At 33.7% G+C, this 24,609-nt stretch carries 22 protein-coding genes; 10 read left to right on the forward strand and 12 right to left on the reverse strand.

The window, feature by feature from the left end; all coding sequences use genetic code 11:
• Window positions 1-53: 53 nt before the first annotated feature.
• From purB to ACZ098_RS03520, 3 genes are all read left to right on the forward strand, one after another.
• Entirely contained in the window at window positions 54-1,397 is a 1,344-nt protein-coding gene (gene purB / locus ACZ098_RS03510; protein WP_487310349.1) for an adenylosuccinate lyase, read from the forward strand.
• 4 nt (window positions 1,398-1,401) lie between these two features.
• Window positions 1,402-2,139, forward strand: coding sequence for a hypothetical protein (locus ACZ098_RS03515; RefSeq protein WP_487310350.1), 738 nt, complete (start codon window positions 1,402-1,404; stop codon window positions 2,137-2,139).
• 106 nt (window positions 2,140-2,245) lie between these two features.
• Window positions 2,246-4,480, forward strand: a complete 2,235-nt coding sequence (locus ACZ098_RS03520; RefSeq protein ID WP_487310351.1) for a cation:proton antiporter domain-containing protein — start codon at window positions 2,246-2,248, stop codon at window positions 4,478-4,480.
• A gap of 112 nt (window positions 4,481-4,592) precedes the next feature.
• On the opposite strand, the gene guaB is transcribed toward ACZ098_RS03520, so the two are convergent.
• Window positions 4,593-6,065 (reverse strand): IMP dehydrogenase, encoded by a 1,473-nt coding sequence (gene guaB, locus ACZ098_RS03525; protein WP_487310352.1) that lies wholly within the window; start codon window positions 6,063-6,065, stop codon window positions 4,593-4,595.
• Window positions 6,066-6,381: 316 nt separating this feature from the next.
• On the opposite strand from guaB, the gene ACZ098_RS03530 reads away from it, so the two are divergent.
• The 3 genes from ACZ098_RS03530 to ACZ098_RS03540 are packed head-to-tail and all read left to right on the forward strand — an operon-like array spanning window position 6,382 to window position 10,317.
• Entirely contained in the window at window positions 6,382-7,080 is a 699-nt protein-coding gene (locus ACZ098_RS03530; protein ID WP_487310353.1) for a helix-turn-helix transcriptional regulator, read from the forward strand.
• Window positions 7,074-7,766, forward strand: coding sequence for a DUF3307 domain-containing protein (locus ACZ098_RS03535; protein WP_487310354.1), 693 nt, complete (start codon window positions 7,074-7,076; stop codon window positions 7,764-7,766). The genes ACZ098_RS03530 and ACZ098_RS03535 overlap by 7 nt, the downstream gene beginning before the upstream one ends.
• Before the next feature lie 52 nt (window positions 7,767-7,818).
• Window positions 7,819-10,317 (forward strand): cation-translocating P-type ATPase, encoded by a 2,499-nt coding sequence (locus tag ACZ098_RS03540; RefSeq protein WP_487310355.1) that lies wholly within the window; start codon window positions 7,819-7,821, stop codon window positions 10,315-10,317.
• An 80-nt stretch (window positions 10,318-10,397) separates the two neighbouring features.
• Here the strand turns inward: ACZ098_RS03540 and ACZ098_RS03545 are convergent, their stop codons facing one another.
• From ACZ098_RS03545 to glyA, 4 genes are all read right to left on the reverse strand, one after another.
• Window positions 10,398-11,261 carry a hydroxymethylglutaryl-CoA lyase gene (locus ACZ098_RS03545; RefSeq protein ID WP_487310356.1) on the reverse strand — a complete coding sequence of 288 codons (864 nt, stop codon included), beginning with the start codon at window positions 11,259-11,261 and terminating at the stop codon, window positions 10,398-10,400.
• Window positions 11,262-11,300: 39 nt separating this feature from the next.
• Window positions 11,301-12,329: a quinone-dependent dihydroorotate dehydrogenase gene (locus ACZ098_RS03550; protein WP_487310357.1), complete on the reverse strand. Its 1,029-nt coding sequence runs from the start codon at window positions 12,327-12,329 to the stop codon at window positions 11,301-11,303.
• Window positions 12,330-12,426: 97 nt separating this feature from the next.
• Entirely contained in the window at window positions 12,427-13,020 is a 594-nt protein-coding gene (locus ACZ098_RS03555) for a MiaE family protein (protein ID WP_487310358.1), read from the reverse strand.
• A gap of 34 nt (window positions 13,021-13,054) precedes the next feature.
• Complete coding sequence (gene glyA, locus ACZ098_RS03560; RefSeq protein ID WP_487310359.1) at window positions 13,055-14,329, reverse strand: serine hydroxymethyltransferase; 1,275 nt, start codon at window positions 14,327-14,329, stop codon at window positions 13,055-13,057.
• A 111-nt stretch (window positions 14,330-14,440) separates the two neighbouring features.
• On the opposite strand from glyA, the gene fahA reads away from it, so the two are divergent.
• The 4 genes from fahA to ACZ098_RS03580 all read left to right on the forward strand — a co-directional run bounded on the left by fahA (window position 14,441) and on the right by ACZ098_RS03580 (window position 19,310).
• Window positions 14,441-15,724 carry a fumarylacetoacetase gene (fahA, locus tag ACZ098_RS03565; RefSeq protein WP_487310360.1) on the forward strand — a complete coding sequence of 428 codons (1,284 nt, stop codon included), beginning with the start codon at window positions 14,441-14,443 and terminating at the stop codon, window positions 15,722-15,724.
• Between the two features lie 197 nt (window positions 15,725-15,921).
• A complete protein-coding gene (locus ACZ098_RS03570; RefSeq protein WP_487310531.1) occupies window positions 15,922-17,106 on the forward strand; it encodes a membrane lipoprotein lipid attachment site-containing protein in 1,185 nt (394 codons plus the stop codon).
• A gap of 80 nt (window positions 17,107-17,186) precedes the next feature.
• Window positions 17,187-18,062 carry a carbon-nitrogen hydrolase gene (locus ACZ098_RS03575; RefSeq protein ID WP_487310361.1) on the forward strand — a complete coding sequence of 292 codons (876 nt, stop codon included), beginning with the start codon at window positions 17,187-17,189 and terminating at the stop codon, window positions 18,060-18,062.
• 153 nt (window positions 18,063-18,215) lie between these two features.
• On the forward strand, window positions 18,216-19,310 hold the full coding sequence (locus ACZ098_RS03580; RefSeq protein WP_487310362.1) for an agmatine deiminase family protein: 1,095 nt from the start codon (window positions 18,216-18,218) through the stop codon (window positions 19,308-19,310).
• Window positions 19,311-19,315: 5 nt separating this feature from the next.
• Here ACZ098_RS03580 and ACZ098_RS03585 read toward each other — a convergent pair whose 3' ends face one another.
• From ACZ098_RS03585 to ACZ098_RS03615, 7 genes are all read right to left on the reverse strand, one after another.
• Entirely contained in the window at window positions 19,316-20,428 is a 1,113-nt protein-coding gene (locus ACZ098_RS03585; protein WP_487310363.1) for a lactonase family protein, read from the reverse strand.
• 7 nt (window positions 20,429-20,435) lie between these two features.
• Window positions 20,436-20,822 carry a bacillithiol system redox-active protein YtxJ gene (ytxJ, locus tag ACZ098_RS03590; protein WP_487310364.1) on the reverse strand — a complete coding sequence of 129 codons (387 nt, stop codon included), beginning with the start codon at window positions 20,820-20,822 and terminating at the stop codon, window positions 20,436-20,438.
• 84 nt (window positions 20,823-20,906) lie between these two features.
• A complete protein-coding gene (locus ACZ098_RS03595) occupies window positions 20,907-21,680 on the reverse strand; it encodes a 3-keto-disaccharide hydrolase (RefSeq protein ID WP_487310365.1) in 774 nt (257 codons plus the stop codon).
• A gap of 9 nt (window positions 21,681-21,689) precedes the next feature.
• On the reverse strand, window positions 21,690-22,091 hold the full coding sequence (locus ACZ098_RS03600) for a c-type cytochrome (RefSeq protein WP_487310366.1): 402 nt from the start codon (window positions 22,089-22,091) through the stop codon (window positions 21,690-21,692).
• 20 nt (window positions 22,092-22,111) lie between these two features.
• Window positions 22,112-23,164 carry a sugar phosphate isomerase/epimerase family protein gene (locus ACZ098_RS03605; RefSeq protein ID WP_487310367.1) on the reverse strand — a complete coding sequence of 351 codons (1,053 nt, stop codon included), beginning with the start codon at window positions 23,162-23,164 and terminating at the stop codon, window positions 22,112-22,114.
• Window positions 23,165-23,178: 14 nt separating this feature from the next.
• Window positions 23,179-24,042: a sugar phosphate isomerase/epimerase family protein gene (locus ACZ098_RS03610; RefSeq protein WP_487310368.1), complete on the reverse strand. Its 864-nt coding sequence runs from the start codon at window positions 24,040-24,042 to the stop codon at window positions 23,179-23,181.
• A gap of 18 nt (window positions 24,043-24,060) precedes the next feature.
• Window positions 24,061-24,597: a gluconate 2-dehydrogenase subunit 3 family protein gene (locus tag ACZ098_RS03615; RefSeq protein ID WP_487310369.1), complete on the reverse strand. Its 537-nt coding sequence runs from the start codon at window positions 24,595-24,597 to the stop codon at window positions 24,061-24,063.
• Window positions 24,598-24,609 lie beyond the last annotated feature (12 nt).

The raw sequence follows: 24,609 nt of genomic DNA on the forward strand, positions 1-24,609 counted from the left end.
ACCAAACACTGAACACTATTCACTATTTTTGCATCTTTCAAACAACACACAACATGCAACTATCAGAATTAAACGCCGTTTCTCCAATTGATGGAAGATACCGAAGTAAAACCGTTTCATTATCACCTTACTTTTCGGAAGAAGCACTTATAAAATACCGAGTTTTAGTAGAAATAGAATATTTCATAGCGCTTTGCGAACTGCCATTGCCGCAACTTCAATCTGTTGATTCTAGTCTGTTTTCAGACCTTCGAAACATCTACATGAACTTTTCTACCGAAGATGCTTTGTGGATCAAAGAAACCGAAAAAACAACCAATCACGATGTAAAAGCCGTAGAATATTTCATCAAAGAAAAATTCGAAGCTTTAGGACTTTCGCAACATAAAGAGTTTATTCATTTTGGATTAACTTCTCAAGATATCAACAATACCGCCATTCCACTATCAACTAAAGAAGCTTTTGAAAATGTGTATTTACCAAGTTTGATTGGTTTAATAGCAAAATTAAAAGAACTTGCTGTAGAGTGGAAAGACATTCCAATGTTGGCAAGAACGCACGGTCAACCGGCTTCACCTACTCGATTAGGAAAAGAAATTTTGGTTTTTGTAGAACGATTGGAAGAGCAAATGCGTTTGTTATTCAACATTCCGTTTGCAGCTAAATTTGGAGGCGCAACTGGAAATTTCAACGCCCATCATGTTGCTTATCCCACTATCGATTGGAAGAAATTTGGCAACACTTTCGTGGAAGAAACGCTGGGTTTACAACATTCATTTCCAACAACTCAAATAGAACATTACGATCATTTTGCTGCATTTTTCGATGCTTTAAAAAGAATCAACACGATCATAATCGATTTGGATCGCGATATTTGGACCTATGTTTCGATGGATTATTTCAAGCAAAAAATTAAAGCCGGAGAAATTGGTTCCTCTGCAATGCCACATAAGGTAAATCCAATTGATTTTGAAAATTCTGAAGGAAATTTAGGAATAGCCAACGCAATTTTTGAACATTTATCTGCAAAATTACCAATTTCAAGATTACAACGTGATTTAACAGATAGTACTGTTTTACGAAATATTGGAGTGCCGATGGGTCATACGCTGATTGCCTTTGAAGCCACATTAAAAGGATTGAATAAGTTACTTTTAAACGAGCCTAAATTCGCCGAAGATTTAGAAAAAAATTGGGCAGTTGTAGCCGAAGCTATCCAAACAATCTTGCGTCGTGAAGCTTATCCTAATCCTTATGAAGCCTTAAAAGGACTAACGAGAACCAATGAAGTTATGAATAAGGAATCCATACATAATTTCATAAAAACTTTGGACGTTTCTGATGAGATTAAAGCTGAACTGTTGGCAATTTCGCCAAGTAATTATTTGGGAATATAAACAAATGAAAAAAGTATTCTACCTCATCTTTCTATTTTTAAATTTGATTTTTTGTTATAGTCAAAATTATGTAAATCAACTTCAAGGTTGTTGGGTAAACTATAAAACTCAAGTAAAAAGTGATAGCACAGATATTGTAACAAATAATTATTTAAATTTTACATTTTATAAAAATTCACTACATATGAATGTTGACCCTACTGTAGTAATTTCAAATATTCCTATTAATTTTGAAATGAATGGTAAGTTAATTAAAACTGGTAAAATATCTCAAATTGGGTACATGATAGAAAAAATCACAAATGATTCATTGATACTCTCAGATTCTTTTGAAGTTGGAGCTAAAAGATATTACTTTATCAATGAAAAAACGTTGTGTAATAATTCTAAATTAGAAAGCAAAACTAAGGATGTCTTTGTGGCTAATCAATACTGTACACCGAAACAAAAACAAAATATTGAACAATTTATTTTCGCAAAATTAAAAGGAAAAATAAATTCAAATTTTAATATTAAAGGCACAATATCAATAAATATTGAAGAAAGTAAAGTTATATCTAATATAACTTATGAAGATGTTGATGACAACAAAAAACTTAATAAGATTATAGAATATCTTAATGAAACATATAATTTTTGGAATTTAGATAATTTTCAAGAATATAAAAGTATTGAAATTCCATTCAAAATTATTGGTAGGAAAGTAAATGTTTTTGAAAACTTACAAATTACTTTCTTATAATCAACCGCAACTTTTTCATTGCATTATCTGTTATAATTTCTTTAAATCTGCTTTTTCTATTTTGAAAAAAGCAGATTTTTTGCTATTTTAGTAAAAATTCATTTCTATGTCGATATTTCTAGCAGCAACTTCTGTGCATTTGCCCGATTTAATAAGTGATTTAGGTTTGATCCTAATTACTGCGGCAATTGCGGTTTTACTTTTTAGAATGTTGAAGCAACCTTTGGTTTTAGGCTATTTGGTAGCAGGATTTTTGGCTGGAAATCAGTTTGATTTTTTTCCAACTGTAAAAGACATTCACAGCGTTGAAGTTTGGGCAGAAATTGGTGTAATCTTTCTTTTGTTCAGCTTGGGATTAGAATTCAGTTTTAAAAAACTCATGAAGGTTGGCGGAACGGCTTCCATAACTGCTTTCACGCAAATAATTGCAATGGTCACGATTGGCTTTTTTGTAGGACAATTGATGGGTTGGAACAAAATGAACAGTATTTTTTTGGGTGTAATTCTATCCATTTCATCGACAACAATTATTTTAAAAACCTTTGATGAACTCGGTGTAAAATCGCAAAAATTTGCCGGAAATGTAATTGGTTCTTTAATTGTTCAAGACATCATTGCCATTTTAATGATGGTGTTGCTTTCTACAATTGCGGTAAGTCAGCAATTTTCAGGAATGGAATTGGTGCTTTCTGTTTTAAAATTAATCTTCTTTCTAACGATTTGGTTTGTAGTCGGAATCTTCTTTATTCCAACACTTCTAAAAAAAGCCAAACATTTATTAACCGATGAAATGATGCTGATTATTTCGTTGGCACTTTGTTTATTAATGGTAATATTTGCCGCAGGTGTAGGATTCTCACCAGCATTAGGAGCGTTTATTATGGGTTCGATAATAGCAGAAACCACGCAAGCCGAACATATCGAACATTTGGTAAAACCTGTAAAAGATTTATTTGGTGCCGTTTTCTTTGTATCGGTCGGAATGTTGATCAATCCTGACACTTTGGTTGAATATGCATTTCCTGTAGCCATTTTGACATTAGTGGTAATCTTCGGACAATCAATAAGTTCTACAATTGGCTCCTTACTTTCTGGTCAACCGTTAAAGCAATCCATTCAGGCAGGAATGAGTTTATCGCAAATTGGCGAATTCTCTTTCATCATTGCAACATTAGGCACAACTTTAAAAGTAACAAGTGATTTTCTGTATCCAATTGTAGTTGCCGTTTCAGCAGTAACAACCTTTACAACGCCATTTATGGTGAAATTTGCTGTGCCTTTTTCCAGCTTTATCGAAAAGAAACTACCTAAAAAATGGGTTAAAAGAATACAACTTTACAGTGCCAATACCGAAGAAATTAAATCAAAAAGTAATTGGCAAATTGTACTGCGAAGTTATTTGACGCAAGTAGTAATTCATTCAATAATTATTGTTGCGATCATTTTACTTTCGTCAAATTTTATTCTTCCTTTAGTAGAAGGTTCCAAATTTGGGCATGCCATAGCTGCATTAATAACCTTGGTACTACTTTCGCCTTTTCTTTGGGCATTATCATTACGAAGAGTTGCTGTTGAAGAAGTTGGAATTTTATTGCAAGAAAAGAAACATCAAGGTCCGATAATTATGTTGGTTCTTTTGAGAATAGCACTGACTTTATTCTATATCGGATTCATTTTAAATACATTTTTCTCTTCTGGTGTTGCAATCGTAGCTTTTTTAATTGCAATTGGAGCTTACATTTTGTTTCCCAAACGACTGCATGCAGTTTACAATAAAATTGAAAGTCATTTTATTAGTAATTTTAATGATCGAGAAACTATTCGAGAAAATAAAAGACAAAATACACTATCGCCTTGGGATGGACACATGGCCGAATTTGATATTGCAAAAGAATCGAATTTGGCAGGAAAAACATTGGAAGAATTATCGATTCGAGAACAATTCGGAATTAATATTGCGTCGATTCGAAGAGGTGAAGTGTTAATTAATATTCCTATTAGAACCGAAAGATTATTTCCAGGTGACGAAATTAGTGTAATTGGAACTGATGATCAAGTGAAAGAATTCAAAATTTATTTGGATAAAAACGAAATTGACGTTCCTGAAGAAGTGGCACAAACCGATATTATTCTGCAAAAGTTAGAGTTAAGAAACCGAGTTTGCATCGGAAAAAGTATTCGTGAATCAGGAATCAGAGAAAAAACGCATGGCATTATCGTTGGAATCGAACGCAATGGAAAACGTATTTTAAATCCCGAATCGCATTTAATTCTAGAAGACAGCGACATCTTGTGGATTGCAGGCGAAAAGAAAAAAATTGCAGAGTTTTTGAAGGTGTAAAAAACCATTAAGAAAATTAAGATGATTAAGTTTTTTAAATTCTTAATTGACTTAACTTCCTTAATGGTTTAAATTATTTAGATTCCTTCAGCACAACAAACTAAAAAAAAAATTATCTCGAATAATTCGGAGCTTCCTTAGTAATTGTAACATTATGAGGATGACTTTCGCCGATTCCACTTGTTGTAATTCTCACAAATCGTCCAGTTTCTTGTAATGTTGGAATATCTTTTGCTCCGCAATAACCCATTCCGGCACGAAGTCCGCCAACAAATTGCTGCATGCTTTCGTTCAACTCGCCTTTGTAAGGAACTCGACCTACAATTCCTTCTGGAACCAATTTTTTAATATCGTCTTCAACATCTTGGAAATATCGGTCTTTTGATCCTTCTTGCATGGCTTCCACAGAACCCATTCCACGATAAGACTTAAACTTTCTTCCTTCAAAAATAATAGTTTCTCCAGGTGATTCTTTTGTTCCTGCTAAAAGTGAACCAAGCATTACACAATCCGCACCAGCAGCAATCGCTTTAGGAATATCTCCTGTGTAACGAATTCCACCATCAGCAATTACTGGAACTCCTGTTCCGCGCAACGCAGCAGCAACTTCTAAAACTGCTGAAAATTGTGGAAAACCAACTCCTGCAACAACTCTTGTAGTACAAATAGAACCTGGACCAATTCCGACTTTTACACCATCGGCACCATTTTCTACTAAATATAAAGCGGCTTCGGCAGTTGCAATATTTCCAACAATTACATCAAGCTCTGGAAATTTAGCTTTCACAATTTTTAAAACATCAACCACTCCTTTTGTATGTCCGTGAGCAGTATCAATAATTACGGCATCAACTCCTGCATTTACTAAAGCTGTTGCTCTTTCCAATGCATCAGCAGTAACTCCAAGTGCAGCAGCAACGCGTAAACGTCCAAATTTATCTTTGTTTGCTACTGGTTTTTGAGCCAATTTGGTAATATCTCTAAACGTAATTAATCCAACTAAATTATAGTTTTTATCAACTACAGGTAATTTTTCGATTTTATTTTGTTGCAAAATTCCTTCTGCTTCTTGCAAAGTGGTTCCTTCTGCTGCTGTAACTAAATTTTCAGAAGTCATCACTTCTAAAATAGAACGCGAATTGATTTTTTCAAAACGCAAATCTCTATTGGTTACAATTCCTTTTAAAGTTCCGTTTTCATCTACTACTGGAATTCCGCCAATTCCGTGTTCTTTCATCAACATTTTAGCATCACCAACTGTTGAATTTAAAGGCAATGTTACTGGATCGATAATCATTCCAGCTTCGGCACGTTTTACTTTTCTGACTTTTGCTGCTTGTTGCTCAATCGTCATGTTTTTGTGTAAAACTCCAATTCCACCTTCTTGTGCCATTGCAATTGCCATAGAACTTTCGGTTACGGTATCCATAGCTGCAGAAACGACAGGAACATTCAACGAAATATTTCTAGATATTTTCGATTGAATATTGACTTCGCGCGGTAAAACTTCGGAATAATTTGGGATTAGCAGTACATCGTCATAGGTTAAACCTTCTCCAACGATTTTGGAAGTGTGTGCTTTCATTGCAATTTGTAGTTGTAGTTAAATTGCGTGCAAATATAGTGAAAAAGTGATTAGTAATTGTGAATAGTGATTAGTTTTATATACATTCTGTTTTATTGTAAGAAAATTATTTTAAATATACCATAAAAAGGCTATAAAGCATATTTATAACTTAAAAAGGCTATAAAATATATTTATACCAAAAAAAAGCTATATATTTGTTTTTTAAAAGAGATTAATGATGAAATCGCCAATAAAAACAAGTTTGCGCAAGCAAACCCCCAATAAATAAAAAGGCGATAACATATATGACCTCTAAAAAATAAATTTTACATATATGAATAATAAAATAGTTTTATCTGGAGATATTATTGCTTCTACAAGCTTAACCGATGAAGAAAAATCAGTTTTAGAATTGGAATTAAAAGCATTAATTTCACTTATAGAAAAGGATTTTTATATCTATGGAAGAATTATAAAAGGTGACTATCTAGAAATGGTTGTAGATAATCCTCACGAAGCACTAACTATTGCAATCATTATTAAATGTTACATAAAATCAATTTTTATAGATTCAAAAATTGAAACTTCAAGAAGTAAATACTTTAAAAATTATGGTATTCGCTTGGCTCTTGGTTATGGCGAATTAAGCAGATATGATAAAGTAAGTGAAGTTATTGATGGTGAAGCAATTTATTATTCTGGTAGGAAAATTAGCGAAGAACGACCAACGTACAACAAAGAACGAATTGTTATAAAAAATACGCTTTTTTTCAATTCTGGTGATGAAAATTTAAACGATAATATAAATTGTATTTTAGGTTTGCTTGATGTTTTATTAAACAATGCGACTGCAAAACAATGCGAAATTTTATATCTTCGTTTATTAGGAAATAGCGAAAAAGAAATAGCTGCTAGTTTAAATATAAAACAACCAACGGTAAACAAGCAATTAAGTAGCGTAGGTTGGAATGCTATAGAACGTGCAACTTCCTATTTTAAATCAACATTTTTAGCATTGCGTAAACTATGGTAAAACTACTTATACTTCAAGTGATTGCTCATGTCATGAGTGACTATTTTTTTCAAACGGATGCCAGTTCAAAAGAAAAAAACGAGAATGGTTTTAAAAGCAAATTCTTATTGAAACATGCATTAATTACTTTTATTTGTGCCTGGATTTTATCTTTTGACATCAACTTTTTCTTTTGTGCATTGCCAATTTCAATTCTTCATTATCTAATTGACGGATTGAAAAAAAGTTTGAATACGAGTAGATTTGCCTTTTTCATTGATCAAATTGTACATCTGTTGGTCATTTTATTCTTTGTTTGGATTTTTAATCGTTATTTCGAATCGAATACTATTTGGAACATTCCTATTTCTGTAAAATGGTTAGCCATTATTCTAGGCTATTTAATTTGTATAAAACCAACTAATATTTTCATTAGAGAAACACTAGTAGTTGGCAAAATTGAAAGCATTTCGGACACTTCTGCCGAACTTAAAAATGCTGGAAAACTGATTGGTATTTTGGAACGAATTTTAGTTTTAACTTTCGTAATCATAGGAAAATTGGAAGTTGTTGGCTTTTTAATCGCAGCAAAATCAATTTTACGATACAAAGATACCGACACTATTAAAACCGAATATGTCTTGATTGGAACCATGCTGAGTTTCGGAATTGCGATGATGATTGGATTACTAATTAATAAATTTTAATTACAAATAGCTTCCAAAAAAGTCGTATCTTTAGTTAAACTAAACTTTAGTGATGACGAAAGAACAAAATAAAATTGGAGGACTTTCAAATGAAGAAGTGATTTCCTCTAGAAATAAAAACGGTTCTAACTCACTGGAACACCAAGAAAAAAATCATTTTTTGATGTCATTGCTAGAAATGGTTAAAGAACCAATGTTTCTGTTATTGGTTGCTGCTGCAAGTATTTACTACATTTCTGGCGATTATGGCGATGGAATTTTCATGACGGTTGCCATCTTTTTGGTTGCTGCCATTTCGCTTTTTCAGGAAGCACGAAGTAGAAATGCTATTGAATCGCTCAAAAAATTATCACAACCCAAGAGCAAAGTCATAAGAAACGGTGAATTAGTAGAAATTCCGAGTGAAGAAATTGTACTTGGCGATTTCATCCAAGTTGAAGAAGGCACATTTGTTCCTGCCGATGCAACCATAATCCAATCAAATGATTTTTCGGTAAACGAAGCAATTTTAACTGGCGAATCAATGTCAGTTTTTAAGAATGAAGCATCCGAAATTAAGCAAGTTTTTCAAGGAACAATCGTTGCCACAGGATTAGCAATTTGCGAAGTTACAGCTATTGGAAACCAAACTCAAATTGGTAAAATTGGCAAAAGCATTGCGACCATTGTTGAAGAAAAAACGCCGTTACAAATTCAGATTACAAATTTTGTTACCAAAATGTCTATTGTTGGATTGGTAATTTTTGTAATAGTCTGGGCAATAAACTATTTTCAATCTAAAAGTGTTTTAGACAGTTTATTGAAAGCGTTAACGATAGCTATGAGTGTTATTCCCGAAGAAATTCCGGTTGCTTTTGCCTCGTTTATGGCACTTGGCGCGTGGCGCTTGATGAAAATGGGAATTATAACTAAGCAAACAAAAACTGTTGAAACTTTAGGAAGTGCCACGGTAATTTGCACTGATAAAACCGGAACAATTACCGAAAACAAAATGAGTTTGGCGCAATTGTACCTTTTCCAATCGGATGCCATTGTTGACACCAAAGAGAAACTCAATCCAGAAGCTGAAGAAGTTTTAAATTATGCCATGTGGTCGAGCGAACCCATTCCGTTTGACGCCATGGAGATTGCAATTCATGAGGCTTACGCCAAATTAGACTCAGTAGACGAAAGACCCAATTTTAAATTGGTTCATGAATATCCATTGGATGGAAAACCGCCCATGATGACGCATGTTTTTGAAGATTCAAAAGGCAAAAAAATCATTGCTGCCAAAGGCGCACCAGAAGCAATTATTGAAGTCAGTCATTTATCTGAAAGTGAAAAGAAACAAGTTTTAGCTGCAATTGAAAAAATGGCGAACGAAGGTTATCGAGTTTTGGGAGTTGGCGTAACCGAATTTTCTGGAACTAATTATCCAAAAACACAGCAGGAATTCAAATTTACTTTCAAAGGTTTGGTTGCGTTTTACGATCCGCCAAAAGCTAATATTCAAGAAGTTTTTGAAACGTTCTATAAAGCTGGAATTCAAGTGAAAATTGTAACTGGCGATAATGCGCAAACTACCACAACAATTGCAAAGCAAATAGGTTTTAAAGATGCCGATAAAGTATTGAATGGTGACGAATTAATGGCGATGGACGAAGCAACATTGAAAGTAAAAGTGATGGAAACAGCCATTTTTACACGAATGTTTCCTGAAGCCAAATTGAAAATTATTCAAGCTTTAAAAGACAATAATCAAATTGTTGCAATGACTGGCGATGGCGTAAATGATGGTCCGGCTTTAAAATCGGCGCATATTGGAATTGCTATGGGTAAAAAAGGAACCGAAATTGCTAAACAAGCAGCCAATTTAATTTTGATTGACGACGATTTTGCAAAAATGACCGATGCCATTGCGATGGGAAGAAAAATCTATGTGAATTTGAAAAAAGCCATTCAATATATAATTTCAATTCATATTCCTATAATTTTGGTTGTGTTTATTCCGTTGGCTTTGGGTTGGTTGTACCCTAATATTTTTACGCCAGTTCATATCATATTTTTGGAAATAATTATGGGTCCGACTTGTTCTATTATTTATGAAAACGAACCTATGGAACGCAATTTAATGCTAGAAAAACCAAGACCTTTGACAAATACTTTTTTCAACTTTAAAGAGATAACTATAAGCATTATTCAAGGATTGGTAATTACTTTGGGATTGCTGTTTATGTATCAATATTGTGTTCGGAATAATTTTTCGGAAACCTATACACGAACTTCAATTTTTCTGACGTTGATTGCTTCAAACATCTTTCTTACGTTGGAAAATCGTTCGTTTTATTATTCTATTTTTACGACGATTCGGTATAAAAACAATTTGGTTTTATTGATTATTGGGGTTACAATTGCCGTTACTTCGCTCCTACTGTTTGTTCCTGTTTTCTCTAAATTCTTTTTGTTTGAAATTGTAGATTATACCCAAATTGGATTAAGTATTTTAATTGCTTTTGTTTCAGTGATGTGGATTGAAATTTATAAGATATTCAAGAGAAAAAGAAACTAATATTAAAAAACTTAAATGTTCTTAAATTCCTTACATGGTTTTTATTTTACCAGATAAGGAATTTAAGAACAGGTAAGTAATTAATGAAACTCACCAAACAACCTAGAAGCCACATTATAAGCGCTTTCAAAACTCATTGGACTTGTGTTGGTATTGGCTTTTTGTTGGGTGAAATAAGACAGCATTTTTTCAGTTGGCATGTTGCCGGTTAAATCATCTTTTGCCATTGGACAACCACCAAAACCTTGAATGGCGCCATCATAACGACGGCAACCAGCTTTGTAAGCAGCATCGATTTTTTCGTGCCATTTGTCGGGCGTTGTGTGAAGATGTGCTCCGAATTCGACGTTCGGGTATTTCGGAATTAAATTCGAAAATAAATAGTCGATTACTTCTGGAGTTGAACTTCCAACAGTATCTGAAAGTGATAGAATTTTCACACCCATATTGGCCAACTTTTCGGTCCATTCGCTTACAATTTCTACGTTCCACGGATCGCCATACGGATTTCCGAAACCCATTGAAATATAGGTTACAACTTCTTTATTGGATTTATCGGCGATGTTTAAAATCTCTTGTAAAGTGATTAAACTTTCAGCAATGGTTTTGTGGGTATTTCGCATTTGGAAATTCTCTGAAATAGAAAATGGAAAACCCAAATACTGAATTTCCTTATGAACAGAAGCTAATTCTGCACCTTGCGTATTGGCGATAATTGCTAGTAATTTACTAGAAGTTTGCGACAAATCGAGTTGTGCTAAAACCTCGGCAGTATCAACCATTTGCGGAATCGCTTTGGGCGAAACAAAACTCCCAAAGTCAATGGTATCAAAACCTACACGAAGTAACGCCTGAATGTAATCCACCTTTCGTTGGGTAGGAATAAACGGTTTGATACCTTGCATGGCATCGCGCGGACATTCTATGATTTTGATTTTTTCCATTGGAAGTCAAAGATACTAAAGAAATCGTTTTCGTAAAACTTATTTTACAATTTTAGCTTTTAATATCTTTTTATTAATGTCTTTAACCAATTGCGGACCTTCGTAAATAAAACCGGTGTAAAGTTGAATCAAACTGGCTCCTGCTTCCAACTTTTCGATGGCATCTTGAGCTGAATGAATTCCGCCAACACCAATAATTGGAAACGATTTATTACTTTTTTCAGATAAAAATCGGATTACTTCTGTAGAACGATTGGCTAATGGTTTACCAGATAATCCGCCCATTTCTGACTTATTTTCTGATTGTAACCCTTCTCTTGACAGTGTTGTATTGGTTGCAATTACACCTGCAATTTTGGTTTCGTTAACAATATCTATAATATCTAAAAGTTGCGAATCGGTTAAATCGGGTGCTATTTTTAGAAGAATTGGTTTCTTGGTTGCGTGTTTCGAGTTTCGGGTTTCGAGTGTGGTTAAAAGTTCTGTCAATGGCTTTTTATCTTGCAGTTCACGAAGATTTGGCGTGTTTGGCGAACTTACATTTACTACAAAATAATCGACATAATCAAAAAGTGCTTCGAAGCAAATTTCATAATCTTGCGTGGCATTTTCATTAGGCGTAAGTTTATTTTTTCCAATGTTTCCGCCAATTAAAACATTTTTATTTTTTTTTAAACGTTCTACAGCAGCTTGAACACCTTCGTTATTGAAACCCATTCGGTTGATGATTGCCGAATCTTCTTTCAATCTGAACAATCGTTTTTTGGGATTTCCTTCTTGACCAACTGGCGTTAGCGTTCCGATTTCTATAAATCCAAAACCAAAGTTGGAAAGTTCTTTATATAAAACGGCATTTTTATCAAAACCGGCTGCTAATCCTACTGGATTTGGGAATTTTAATCCGAAAACTTCTGTTTCTAATCGTTTGTCGTTTACCAAATATAACGATTTAAAAAGTGACGAAAACCCTGGTATTTTAGACAAAAAACGAATTAATGAAAAGGTAAAATAATGTACTTTTTCTGGATCAAACCAAAAAAGTATCGGACGAATTAGTAGTTTGTACATAGTAGTTGTGTTGTGTTGCAAAAGTAGAAAATTGTTTGCAATATAATTCTGATATAAAACAAAAAAACCCAAGTTAAACTTGGGTTTTATTATACTATTAACCGTGAATAGTTTGTGCTTTTCCGTAATTTTGAATTATGGATGCTTCAAATTCTAACCATTCTCTCCATCTTTTTTCGACGTCAATACCCTGCCCATATTTTCGTGCATACGTAATAAATGTGGTATAATGTCCTGCTTCGCTTTCCATTAATTCTCTATAAAAAATGGCTAACTCTTCGTCTTGAATATTTTCTGAAAGCACTTTAAATCGTTCGCAACTTCGTGCTTCAATCATGGCAGAGAACAACATTCGCTCAACAAAACCTGAAACTCGACTTCCATTATTGCTTTGTTTCATGTATTTTGCCAATTCGCCTACGTATTCATCTTTTCGCTCACGGCCTAGTACTAAACCACGCTTGACTATGATATCATTTACCATTTGAAAATGCTCGATTTCTTCTTTAGCGAGTGCCAACATATCAGCTACTAAATCAGGATATTCTGAGTTTATGGTAATAATAGTTATGGCATTGGTAGCTGCTTTTTGTTCGCACCAAGCATGATCGGTAAGAATGTCTTCGATATTGTGCTCAACTATATTAACCCATCTTGGATCAGTTGGTAATTTTAATCTTAATACTGACATATATTTTGTCTTAAAGTTGTAAAATGAAAAGTTCTTAAAAAACAAACATGGCTCTTTCGCTCATCATTTCGTTTACTTCATCTGCAACTTGTTCAATCACTGCTTCATCGGTATGATTCATCAATACTCTATCAATCAATTCTACAATAACATCCATATCTTCTTCGACCAAACCACGAGTAGTAATTGCAGGTGTTCCAACACGAATTCCCGAAGTTACAAATGGTGATTTATCGTCAAACGGAACCATATTTTTATTCACAGTAATTTCTGCTTTCACAAGTGCATTTTCTGCATCTTTTCCTGTAATGTTTTTGTTTCTTAAATCGATAAGCATCATGTGATTATCTGTTCCACCAGAAATCAAATCATAGCCACGTTTCATAAATGCTTCTGCCATCGCTTTTGCATTTTTTTGAACTTGCATTGAATATCTAAAAAACTCGTCTGTTAAACACTCTCCAAAAGCTACTGCTTTCGCTGCAATAATATGCATTAAAGGTCCGCCTTGATTACCAGGAAAAACAGCTAAATCCAACAAAGACGACATCATTCTGATTTCTCCTTTTGGAGTAGTTAAACCAAATGGATTTTCGAAATCTTTACCCATTAAAATCATTCCTCCTCTTGGACCACGAAGTGTTTTGTGAGTTGTTGTAGTTACAATATGACAATGCGGAATAGGATCGTTCATTAATCCTTTAGCAATTAATCCTGCTGGATGTGAAATATCGGCAAGAAGAATTGCATTAACTGAATCTGCAATTTTTCTAAAACGCTCAAAATCCATATCACGACAATAAGCAGAAGCTCCAGCAATAATTAATTTTGGTTGTTCACGTGTTGCTATTTCTTGAATTTTATCATAATCAAATCGGCCTGTTTCCTTCTCTACACCATAAAAAACTGGATTGTACAATCTCCCCGAAAAATTTACAGGCGAACCGTGTGTTAAATGACCACCGTGAGACAAATCAAATCCTAAAATTTTATCGCCAGGTTTTAAACAAGCATGATAAACTGCTGTATTTGCCTGAGATCCAGAGTGCGGTTGCACATTTGCATATTCAGCACCGAATAATGCTTTGGCTCTATCGATAGCAATTTGTTCTACAACATCTACTACTTCGCAACCTCCATAATATCGTTTTCCAGGATATCCTTCGGCATATTTATTGGTTAAACATGAACCTGCAGCTTCCATTACTTGGTCGCTTACAAAATTTTCAGAGGCAATAAGCTCTATTCCATGAATTTGTCTTTCTTGTTCGTCTAGAATTAGATCGAAAATTTGTTCGTCGCGTTGCATTTTTTTTGATTTTCGTTAAAAACTTTTCAAAATTACGAAATATGTTTGTGAAATAAATTCAAAATGATATATTTGATTACAATTTTTTCAACAACAAACTAACACACAAATATGCCAAATATAGCAAATAATCCAAACAGAAAATCTTGGTTGGAAGTACCCGAAAACAGTGATTTTCCTATTCAAAATATTCCGTTTGGGGTATTTATTACCAAAGAAGATGTCATTACAATAGGAACCCGAATTGGAGACCACGCCATTGACATGGGTGCTTTGCAGCAACTAAATTATTTTGAAGGCATCGAACTCACGGATGATATGTTCATGCAAGACACTTTGAACGACTTTATATCTGATGGAAAAAAAACATGGCGACTAGTTAGAAATCGTTTAGGTGATATTTTTGATGTTAACAATCCTGAATTACGAGATAACGAAGCCCATAGAGAAATAATAATTTTTAATATTGACGAAGTTGAAATGCAACTTCCGGTACTAATTGGTGATTACACCGATTTTTATTCGAGTAAAGAGCATGCTACCAATGTTGGAAAAATGTTTCGTGATCCAGAAAATGCTTTATTGCCAAATTGGCTTCACATTCCGGTAGGATACCATGGAAGAAGTTCTACGATTATTCCGTCTGGAATTCCTGTTCATAGACCAATGGGACAAACGTTACCTAATGGTGAAACCACTCCAGTTTTTGGTCCGTCACGCTTGGTAGATTTTGAATTGGAAACTGCATTTATTACTACTGATGCCAATATTATGGGTGAAAATATTCCTGTAGGTGAAGCTGAAGATTATATTTTTGGAATGGTTTTGCTAAACGATTGGAGCGCAAGAGACATTCAGAAATGGGAGTATGTACCACTTGGTCCATTTTTAGCTAAGAATTTTGCTTCATCTATTTCACCTTGGATTGTGACTATGGATGCGTTAGAACCGTTTAGAGCAAAAGGTCCAATTCAAGAACCAATGCCATTGCCGTATTTACAACAAAAGGGTAAACATACTTATGATATTAATCTTGAAGTGTATTTGCAACCTGAAAATGGTGTAGAAAATTTGATTTCGAAATCGAACTTTAAATATATGTATTGGACGATGTCGCAACAACTTGCACATCATACTAGTAATGGTTGTAGAGTAAATAGTGGCGATATGATGGGAAGCGGAACAATATCTGGACCAACAGAAGATAGTTTTGGATCGATGTTGGAACTTACTTGGGGTGGAAAAAATCCGTTAAAATTGAGTGATGGTAGCGAACGTAAATTTATTAATGATAACGATACAGTAATAATGCGTGGTTATTGTCAAAACAGTTCCGTTAGAATAGGTTTTGGCGAAGTGAGCAGTAAATTATTGCCTCCGTTTGTTAGAAAATAAAAATCTTTAAATTATACCTAACCATTTTATATTGGCTAGCCCAGATAGAAGTGAAAAGCTTTTTCTTGTGAACTTATGATTTTACTGCTGTGGCAAAGCGACCAACGGAAGCTCTTGCCACAGCTTGTAAAAACTGAGTTGACATGAAAAACTTGAAACGTATAGCTGGAATGGCTCTTAACCTTAACCTAGAATTTATGAAGAAAATTACTTTTTTGATTACTTTTTTGATTGTTTTATCTGGTTGTGCCAAACGCGAAACCCGTAACATGCTAACTGGTGGCGATTATGATGGCGCAATTCAGAATGCTGTAAATGGACTTCGAAGCAATAAAAACGCTAAAGGAAAACAAGAATATGTATATTTATTGGAAGAGGCTTATGCTAAGGCTGTAGAGCGTGATTTAAGAAATATTGAAGCTTGGTTTAAAGATGCTAATCCAAGAAATTTGGAGAACGTATACGATACTTACTTGGCATTGAATAATCGTCAGGAGTTGATACGACCGTTGCTACCGTTACGATTGATTAAAGAAACTCGCGATGCGAAATTTGTTTTTAGCGATTATTCGGATCAAATTGTGAGTAGCAAAAACGCGTTAGCCAAACACTTGTATGATAATTCGAAGGCATTATTGAATTCTAAAGATAAAATGAGTTGCCGCCGTGCTTATGATGACTTAGTGTACTTGAACGAGTTGAGTCCGAATTTTAAAGATGTTGGGCAACTTATTGAAAATGCTAAATTAAAAGGTACCGACTTTGTAAATGTGTATACAAAAAACGAAACCAATATGGTTATCCCGGTGCGATTACAAAACGATTTGTTGGATTTTAGCACTTTTGGTTTGAACGATAAATGGACTGTTTATCATAGCAACAGAGTAAAAGGTATTACGTACGATTATGGATTGATTGTAAATTTTAGAGACATTTTAATTTCTCCAGAACAAGTTAAAGAGAAAGAGTTTTACAAAGAAAAGCAAATAAAAGATGGTGTTAAAAACCTAATTGACGCCAATGGAAATGTAGTAAAAGACAGTTTGGGAAATCCTATAAAAGTTGACAATTTAAAAACAGTCAAAGCACAGATATACGAATTTAGACAACTAAAAACTGCACAAGTTACAGCAAAGGTGGATTATATTGATTTCAATACCAATCAATTACTACAAAGTTTTCCTTTGGGAAGCGAATTTGTATTTGAATCGATTTATGCTAAATATACAGGAGATAAACGTGCATGCGAAGAAACTTATTACCCAAATTTCACGCGACGAGCAGTTGCTTTTCCGAGTAACGAACAGATGGTTTATGATTGTGGCGAAGATTTGAAAGCCAAACTGAAAGATATTATTTACAGAAATAAGTTTAGGAAGTAGTTTCTTAAAGCAATTTTAAAATGGTGTTTTGCCAATTTTTTGACTAATTTTGCAGCTACTAATTTTAGCATTCTAAAACCATGTCAAATGTAAAAGTAGGATTGGTACAAATGTCTTGTGAAAAAGACCAAAAACCCAATCTTGATAAAGCGATCAGAGAAATTAACGTTGCCGCAGAAAACGGAGCGCAAATTGTTTGTCTTCAAGAATTATTTACTTCATTATACTTTTGTGATGTTGAAGATTATGACAATTTTCAATTAGCCGAAAGTATTCCTGGCAAAACAACCGATGCTTTGTCGGCAGTTGCCAAAGAGTTAAATGTTGTAATAATTGCCTCACTTTTTGAAAAAAGAGCCGAAGGTTTGTATCACAATACAACGGCCGTTCTTGATGCCGATGGAACGTATTTAGGAAAATACCGTAAAATGCACATTCCAGACGATCCAGCATTTTATGAAAAATTCTATTTTACTCCGGGCGACTTAGGCTATAAAGTTTTTGAAACCAAATTTGCTAAAATTGGAATATTAATTTGTTGGGATCAATGGTATCCGGAAGCAAGTAGAATTACTGCCTTAATGGGTGCTGAAATTTTATTTTATCCAACTGCAATTGGTTGGGCAACCGATCAAGATGAAGAAACCAACCAAGATCAATACAATGCATGGCAAACCATTCAGCGTTCTCATGCTGTGGCAAATGGCGTTCCAGTTGTGAGTGTGAATCGTGTAGGATTTGAACAAGATGGAGCAATGAAATTTTGGGGCGGAAGCTTTGTGGCAAATGCGCAAGGAAAATTAAAATATTTAGCCTCTCACGACAAAGAAGAAACTACAGTCGTTGATTTGGACTTGAAAGAATCCAATTATTTTAGAATGCATTGGCCTTTCCTTAGAGACCGAAGAATTGATAGTTACCAACCAATTACGAAACGTTTTATTGATGAAGATTAGATTTGAGAATGCAGATTACAGAAGGCAAAATGCAGAAGGCAGATTTTTGAAAGATTATTGTAGATTATAGAAAGTAGATTTTAACTTTCTGGTAAAATATCTAACATTTAAAATCTGATATCTAATATCTACTACTAACTAGTACTAAAAATAATGAATAATCACAATATAGTTTCACCCACTACTAAAACTCCGCGCGAATTAGGTTTTCATTTTCCTGCTGAATTTGAGAAGCAAGAAGCACTTTGGTTATCTTGGCCACATAAAGAAGCTTCCTGGCCAGGGAAATTACATCTGATTTACAATTCCTATTCTGAATTTATATTGCAAGTTGCTGCACACCAAAAAGTGTGTATTAATGTTGCTGATGAAGTGATGAAACAATTTGCAATTGAAACAATTCAGAATTCGATTTTTGCAAAAAAATCAAATAATTTAAACTCCTTATTACAAAATATAAAATTCTACTTTCATCCTACAAATGATGCTTGGTGTCGTGATCATGGACCCGCTTTTTTGGTAAACAGAACAACCAATCAAAAAGCAATTGTAGATTGGGGTTATAACGCTTGGGGCGATAAATATCCGCCGTATGATTTGGACGATGTCATTCCAACATTGATTGGAAAAGAGTTGAATTTACCCGTGTTTCATCCCAATATTGTTATGGAAGGTGGCAGTGTCGAATTTAACGGAAAAGGAACTGTTTTAACAACAACAGCTTGTTTGCTTAACGAAAATAGAAACCCACATTTATCACAAAAAGAAATTGAAAAATACCTTATCGATTTTTATGGTGTTGAACATATTTTGTGGTTGGGCGACGGAATTATTGGCGACGATACCGACGGACATATAGATGACATTACTCGATTTGTAAATCATGACACGGTTCTAACAGTAATTGAAGAAAATAAGAAGGATGCCAATTACGAAATTCTTCGGGATAATTTAAAATTGCTTCATAAAATGCGTTTGGCAGATGGTAAACAATTGAATGTTATTGAATTGCCAATGCCAAAGCCAGTTATTTATGAAGATCAAATTTTACCTGCTTCCTATGCGAATTTTTATATTGCAAATGAAAGTGTAATTGTACCTACTTTTCAAGATAAAAATGATGATAAAGCTTTAGAAATCATACAATCTTGCTTTCCTGATAGAAAAATTATCGGAATTGATTCGGTTGATGTTATTTGGGGGTTAGGCAGTTTTCATTGTCTTAGCCAACAAGAACCTTCTTTATAAAAAGTTTAAAAAGGATAAAAATATACTGGTTTATTAATAGCAAACTCCCTTGAAGTTGCTGTTAATAAGCCCGTTTTTTTGTCTCTAATAAAAACCAAAATCGAATTCGAATTTTGATTAGCAACAAGTACAGTCTTATCATTATTTGTTAAAATAAAATTCCTCGGTGCTTTGCCTGTTGGCACTTTCTGAATCAATTGTAATTTAGAGTTTTCATCAAATTTTAGAACCGCAATAAAGTTATCATTTCCTCTTACAGATGCATACACAAATTTTTCATCGGCGCTTAATCTAACTTCTGCAGCAGAACCATTTTTCATATCGTCAGAAGTCATTTTAACAGTTTGAATCAGGTTTAATAGATTGTTTTTATATTCAAAAAAACCAAGCTCATTGGTAAGTTCAAATGTTGCAAAAGCCTTAGAACCATCTTTACTAAAAACCAAATGTCTTGGACCTGAACCAGCTGGAACTTTAAAAGACATAGCCTTATCAATTTGCAAAAATGCTTTTGAATCTGATGAAAAAGGAATAGATTCAATAAAATCGGTTCCTAAATCGTTAATAAAAATTTTATTTTCTGTCGGATGAAAAACAACAGTATGCACATGCGGTTTTTCTTGACGCTGTATATTTTCACTTTTACCTTCGTGCTGAACAAACTGTACATTATCTGATAATTTTCCAGCGTTATCAATTGGGAAAACGCTAAAATTTCCGCCAGTATAATTTCCTACAACTACAAAATCTTCTTTTGGAGATAAAGCTACAGTACAAGGATGATCGCCTTTGGTAAAAAAAGTGGATAGTTTTTCAAATTTATCGGTAGTAGAATTATACGAAAAAGAGGTTACTTTTCCGCCATCTTTACTTGCGGTTTCCTCAACGGCAACAAGAAATGTTTTAGCTTTATTAGTAATTACAAATGAAGGATTATCAATTTCTGGAATTAATGATTTCAACAAAATTTCGTTAGTTTTTGGATTGAAACTAATTTCATTTATTCCTTGATTTTTATTATCCGTGTAGGTTCCAACCAAAAAATTTATGCTTTTATTGGACGAACAACTCGATATAACTATTGATAAAAAAACAACTGCAAATACTGATTTTCTCATTATTTATTTAAATTATACTTTTTAAATCGTCTGCTTGGATATCACTATGAGACGCGTCATAAATTGCTTTACCATCTTTGATTACAATTATTTGTGGCGATTGATGTTGCACTTGAAAACGATTAGCAATTTCATTGGAAATACTTCTAAACTCCAATAAATCTAAAAAGTAAGGCGTAATTTTTTCCTCTAAATCAAATTCATTTTCGAATTGTTTCAACGCCATTCGGCTGATGCTGCAACGTGTGCTGTGCTTGAAAATCACAACTGGTTTTTCAGTTGAAACAGCTACAATTTCATTAAGCTGACCTAAGTCTGTAAGTTGTGTCCACGAAATTTTAGATGTTTTATTTTCTTCATCAGAAGAACCAAAAATATTTTTAAATAAACTCATAAGGGTAATTTTATTCAAATGTTGGAAAAGATTTATAATAAAAAAAATAAAATCCGAAGTTTAACTCCGGATTTCTATTTTATTTTATTTTAATTCCTTAATCTTTATATTTCGAAACCACACATTATTTCCGTGATCTTGCAAACATAGCTTTCCTTTTTTATAAGTTCCAAATCCAGGAAATTCTTTAAATTTGGATGCAGCTATCATTTTTTTCCAAGTATCATCCCACATGGTAGTTTCTACGACTTTTTCACCATTCAAGAAAAATTGAAGTTTTCCATTATCAGAAATAATTTCTGCGTGATTCCACTCTTCAGCTGGTTTTACAGTTTCTTTAGAAGTAATTAAGTCATATAAATCTCCAGCTCTATGCTTGATAATTTTAGAATCTGGATGACCATTATTGTCTAACACTTGCATTTCTGGCCCAGTCATCCACGGGAATTCATATTTTTTTGGATCTTCATTTACATTAAAAATGATTCCGCTATTTCCATCTTTAGAAATCTTCCAATCCAATTGTAGGTGAAAATTTCCATACTCGTTTTTAGAAAGAATATCTCCTCCATTTTTGGTTTGCCAATCTTTTTTATCAGAAACCTCTAAGTGAATAGATTGGTCGTTAATAACCCAAGCTTTTCCGATAGAATCGGTTCCGTATTTATGCCAACCGTCAAGTGTTTTTCCATCAAATAATAGTTGCCAACCATCTGCTTTCTCTTGTTCTGACAATGAATTTAGAGCAACAGCATCTTTAACTTCTGATTTTTTTTCTTCAGCAACAGCTTTAGTTTCTTCTTTTTTACATGCAATTATTGAAAGTGCGATTGATAGAACAACTACTAATTTTTTCATCTTTATATCTTATTTTAATGACAATATATATTTAACCATTTCAGTAGCATCTTCAACAGAAATACCATCATGTGCAGTCATTGGTACTTCACCCCAATTTCCTGTTCCACCTTCAACAATTTTTTTAGCCAACATGGCTTCGTCTTTCGATGTGTATTTTGCAGCCACTTCTTTATAAGATGGACCAACTAATTTTTCATCTACTTTATGACATCCAAGACAATCGCTTGCATCAATTAACTCTTTCCCTTTTTTAAATTCTGCAGCAATTTCTGCATCTTCACTAACTTCGGGAGTAGCTGTAAATGAGGTGTCAACACTAGTTGCAGTTTCTTCAGCTTTCTCCGTTTTTTTCTCTCCACATGCTATTAAAACTACAGACAAAACCGCTGTTAAAATTATTTTCTTCATAAAGTTATTCTTACTATTTATTAAATTCCTAATACTTTTTTATTAAACGTTATATCTTGTTGTACACCAGCAAAATCATCAAAAGCTTTATCTGTGACTTTAATGATGTGATTTTTTATAAACTCAACACCTTCACGGGCGCCATCTTCTTGATTTTTATAACAACATTCCCATTCAAGAACTGCCCAACCTGGAAAATTATAATGTGCTAATTTACTAAAAACTTTTTTGAAATCAACTTGTCCATCACCAAGAGAGCGAAATCTTCCTGCTCTATCAGTCCAGTTTTGAAAACCTCCGTAAACACCTTGCTTTCCATTTGGATTAAACTCAGCATCTTTAATATGACACGCTTTTATTCGCTCATGATAATGATCAATATACGTTACATAATCAAGACATTGAAGTACAAAATGTGATGGATCGTACAGCAAACAAGCTCTTGGATGTTGGTTTACTTTATCCAAAAACATTTCATAAGAAATTCCGTCATGTAAATCTTCTCCAGCATGAACTTCGTAACATAAATCTACACCACAAGAATCAAACTCATTTAATATTGGAGTCCAACGCTTAGCCAATTCTGTGAAACCTTCGTTTACAAGACCTTGAGGACGTTGTGGCCAAGGATAAACCACTTGCCAAAGTAAGGATCCGCTAAAAGTAGCATGCGCTGTAAGTCCTAAATTTTCCGAAGCTTTAGCAGCCCATTTCAATTGTTGAACAGCCCAATTGTACCTTGCAGATGGATTATTTTTACATTCCTCTGGAGCAAAACCATCAAATAATAAATCGTATGCTGGATTAACAGCTATCAATTGACCTTGAAGGTGTGTTGAAAGTTCGGTAATTTCTAGTCCGTAACTATTAATTTTAGCTTTGTATTCTTGAGCGAAAACTTTGTCTTCAGCTACTCGCTGCAAATTAAAATATTTGGCATCCCAAGTTGGAATTTGCACTCCTTTAAAGCCAAGATTTGCCGCCCATTGACAAATAGTATCTATAGTATCAAAAGGTGCTTTATCGCCGTAAAACTGTGCTAAAAATAAGGCTGGTCCTTTTATTGTTATCATTTAATTTATTGCAATTATTTTTTTAATTTCTTTAAATAAGCGGCACTTTGTTCAGCATCAAATAAAACTCCTTTATCATCATACTTTTCTTGTTCATAGATAAAATATTCCATTCCAAGTGATTTAGCTTGCTTTAATAAATCAGCATATTGAATAGAACCTTCTCCAAGTGTACAAGATGCAAAAGGTTCCGTAGCACCTTTAATTCGGTCTTTAATATGACATAATTTGAAACGGTTTTTGTATTTTTTCATGTATTCTATTGGATCAATACCAGCAGTTACAACCCAATACATGTCCATTTCAAAATCTACAGAATCGGCATCGGTTAAATCCATCATTACTTGCTGCGGAATTTTACCATCTAATTCTTTAAACGAATAATCATGGTTATGGTAAGCGAATTTTATTCCCTCTTTTTTACAAATTGCTCCTGCTTTATTAAATTCATCGGCAAATTTTTTGAAATCGTCTATAGACTTTTGTGGTCCAAGCCATGGACAAATTAAATATTTACCTCCAACACTTGCCACTTCGGCAGCTTTTCGTTCTAAATCAGTTTGCCAATTGCAGTGTGAACCTACTAATTTTAATCCTTCTTTATCTAGGAATGATTTAAATTCTGATGGCTTCTTACCCCAAAAGATTCCCTTGTCGCCTTCGAAACTTTCAATTTGAGTGAAACCCATTTTTCCAACTTCGGCGATAGTTTTAAAAGGATCATTCGCAATCACGTCGCGTAATGTCCATAATTGAATTCCAAATTCTTTAAAAATACCGCTTCCGGCTAAAGTATTGTTTGCGCAAGCCACGTTTGGTAATACAGCCAGTAAGGCTGCTGCTTGTGCTGTTGTGGTGATGAATTTTCTTCTATCCATGATGTGCTTCTTTACAAATTAAAAGTTTAATCCCATGTACATTTTGTCTCCTTTTTTATAAGGAACATCACCAATAAATTTTCCTGGAACTGGTGTATATCTAAATGAAGCTTGAAGTCCTTTTTCTGATGTTAAGTAACTGTACAAAATCATTTGATACATTGAAAGGAATCCTTTGTCTTTAGGATTTTTAACTTTATTGATAAGTTCTGCTCTTTTTTCTGGAGACAATTTAACAAAATCATCACCCATTAATTCATTGGATTTATCGTTAATCATGTTTAAAGCTCCAATAAAATCTTTTTGCTCTTCTTCAGAATAAATATCTTGGAATACTTTGGCAATAAATTTAGAAACTTCGGTAGATTTTGCTCCAACAGTATCTGTTTCTGGAATTATTGTTTCAGAAATTTCTGCAAGTAATTTTTGTAAATCATCACTCAATAGTAATGATCCAGCATCGTCTCGTTTACAGCTTGTTAATAGATAATTGGAGCCAATAAATAAACCACCACTTATAATCACTATATTCTTAATTAGGTCTCTACGGTTCATAAATTCTTGTTT

The sequence above is a fragment of the Flavobacterium sp. SP2 genome (assembly GCF_057626655.1).

What these genes read in the sequence shown, in the direction of transcription:
- purB (WP_487310349.1), top strand. Translation starts at nt 54, where the DNA reads ATGCAACTATCAGAATTAAACGCCGTTTCTCCAATTGATGGAAGATAC.
- ACZ098_RS03515 (WP_487310350.1), top strand. Translation starts at nt 1,402, where the DNA reads ATGAAAAAAGTATTCTACCTCATCTTTCTATTTTTAAATTTGATTTTT.
- ACZ098_RS03520 (WP_487310351.1), top strand. Translation starts at nt 2,246, where the DNA reads ATGTCGATATTTCTAGCAGCAACTTCTGTGCATTTGCCCGATTTAATA.
- guaB (WP_487310352.1), bottom strand. Translation starts at nt 6,065, where the DNA reads ATGAAAGCACACACTTCCAAAATCGTTGGAGAAGGTTTAACCTATGAC.
- ACZ098_RS03530 (WP_487310353.1), top strand. Translation starts at nt 6,382, where the DNA reads ATGAATAATAAAATAGTTTTATCTGGAGATATTATTGCTTCTACAAGC.
- ACZ098_RS03535 (WP_487310354.1), top strand. Translation starts at nt 7,074, where the DNA reads ATGGTAAAACTACTTATACTTCAAGTGATTGCTCATGTCATGAGTGAC.
- ACZ098_RS03540 (WP_487310355.1), top strand. Translation starts at nt 7,819, where the DNA reads ATGACGAAAGAACAAAATAAAATTGGAGGACTTTCAAATGAAGAAGTG.
- ACZ098_RS03545 (WP_487310356.1), bottom strand. Translation starts at nt 11,261, where the DNA reads ATGGAAAAAATCAAAATCATAGAATGTCCGCGCGATGCCATGCAAGGT.
- ACZ098_RS03550 (WP_487310357.1), bottom strand. Translation starts at nt 12,329, where the DNA reads ATGTACAAACTACTAATTCGTCCGATACTTTTTTGGTTTGATCCAGAA.
- ACZ098_RS03555 (WP_487310358.1), bottom strand. Translation starts at nt 13,020, where the DNA reads ATGTCAGTATTAAGATTAAAATTACCAACTGATCCAAGATGGGTTAAT.
- glyA (WP_487310359.1), bottom strand. Translation starts at nt 14,329, where the DNA reads ATGCAACGCGACGAACAAATTTTCGATCTAATTCTAGACGAACAAGAA.
- fahA (WP_487310360.1), top strand. Translation starts at nt 14,441, where the DNA reads ATGCCAAATATAGCAAATAATCCAAACAGAAAATCTTGGTTGGAAGTA.
- ACZ098_RS03570 (WP_487310531.1), top strand. Translation starts at nt 15,922, where the DNA reads ATGAAGAAAATTACTTTTTTGATTACTTTTTTGATTGTTTTATCTGGT.
- ACZ098_RS03575 (WP_487310361.1), top strand. Translation starts at nt 17,187, where the DNA reads ATGTCAAATGTAAAAGTAGGATTGGTACAAATGTCTTGTGAAAAAGAC.
- ACZ098_RS03580 (WP_487310362.1), top strand. Translation starts at nt 18,216, where the DNA reads ATGAATAATCACAATATAGTTTCACCCACTACTAAAACTCCGCGCGAA.
- ACZ098_RS03585 (WP_487310363.1), bottom strand. Translation starts at nt 20,428, where the DNA reads ATGAGAAAATCAGTATTTGCAGTTGTTTTTTTATCAATAGTTATATCG.
- ytxJ (WP_487310364.1), bottom strand. Translation starts at nt 20,822, where the DNA reads ATGAGTTTATTTAAAAATATTTTTGGTTCTTCTGATGAAGAAAATAAA.
- ACZ098_RS03595 (WP_487310365.1), bottom strand. Translation starts at nt 21,680, where the DNA reads ATGAAAAAATTAGTAGTTGTTCTATCAATCGCACTTTCAATAATTGCA.
- ACZ098_RS03600 (WP_487310366.1), bottom strand. Translation starts at nt 22,091, where the DNA reads ATGAAGAAAATAATTTTAACAGCGGTTTTGTCTGTAGTTTTAATAGCA.
- ACZ098_RS03605 (WP_487310367.1), bottom strand. Translation starts at nt 23,164, where the DNA reads ATGATAACAATAAAAGGACCAGCCTTATTTTTAGCACAGTTTTACGGC.
- ACZ098_RS03610 (WP_487310368.1), bottom strand. Translation starts at nt 24,042, where the DNA reads ATGGATAGAAGAAAATTCATCACCACAACAGCACAAGCAGCAGCCTTA.
- ACZ098_RS03615 (WP_487310369.1), bottom strand. Translation starts at nt 24,597, where the DNA reads ATGAACCGTAGAGACCTAATTAAGAATATAGTGATTATAAGTGGTGGT.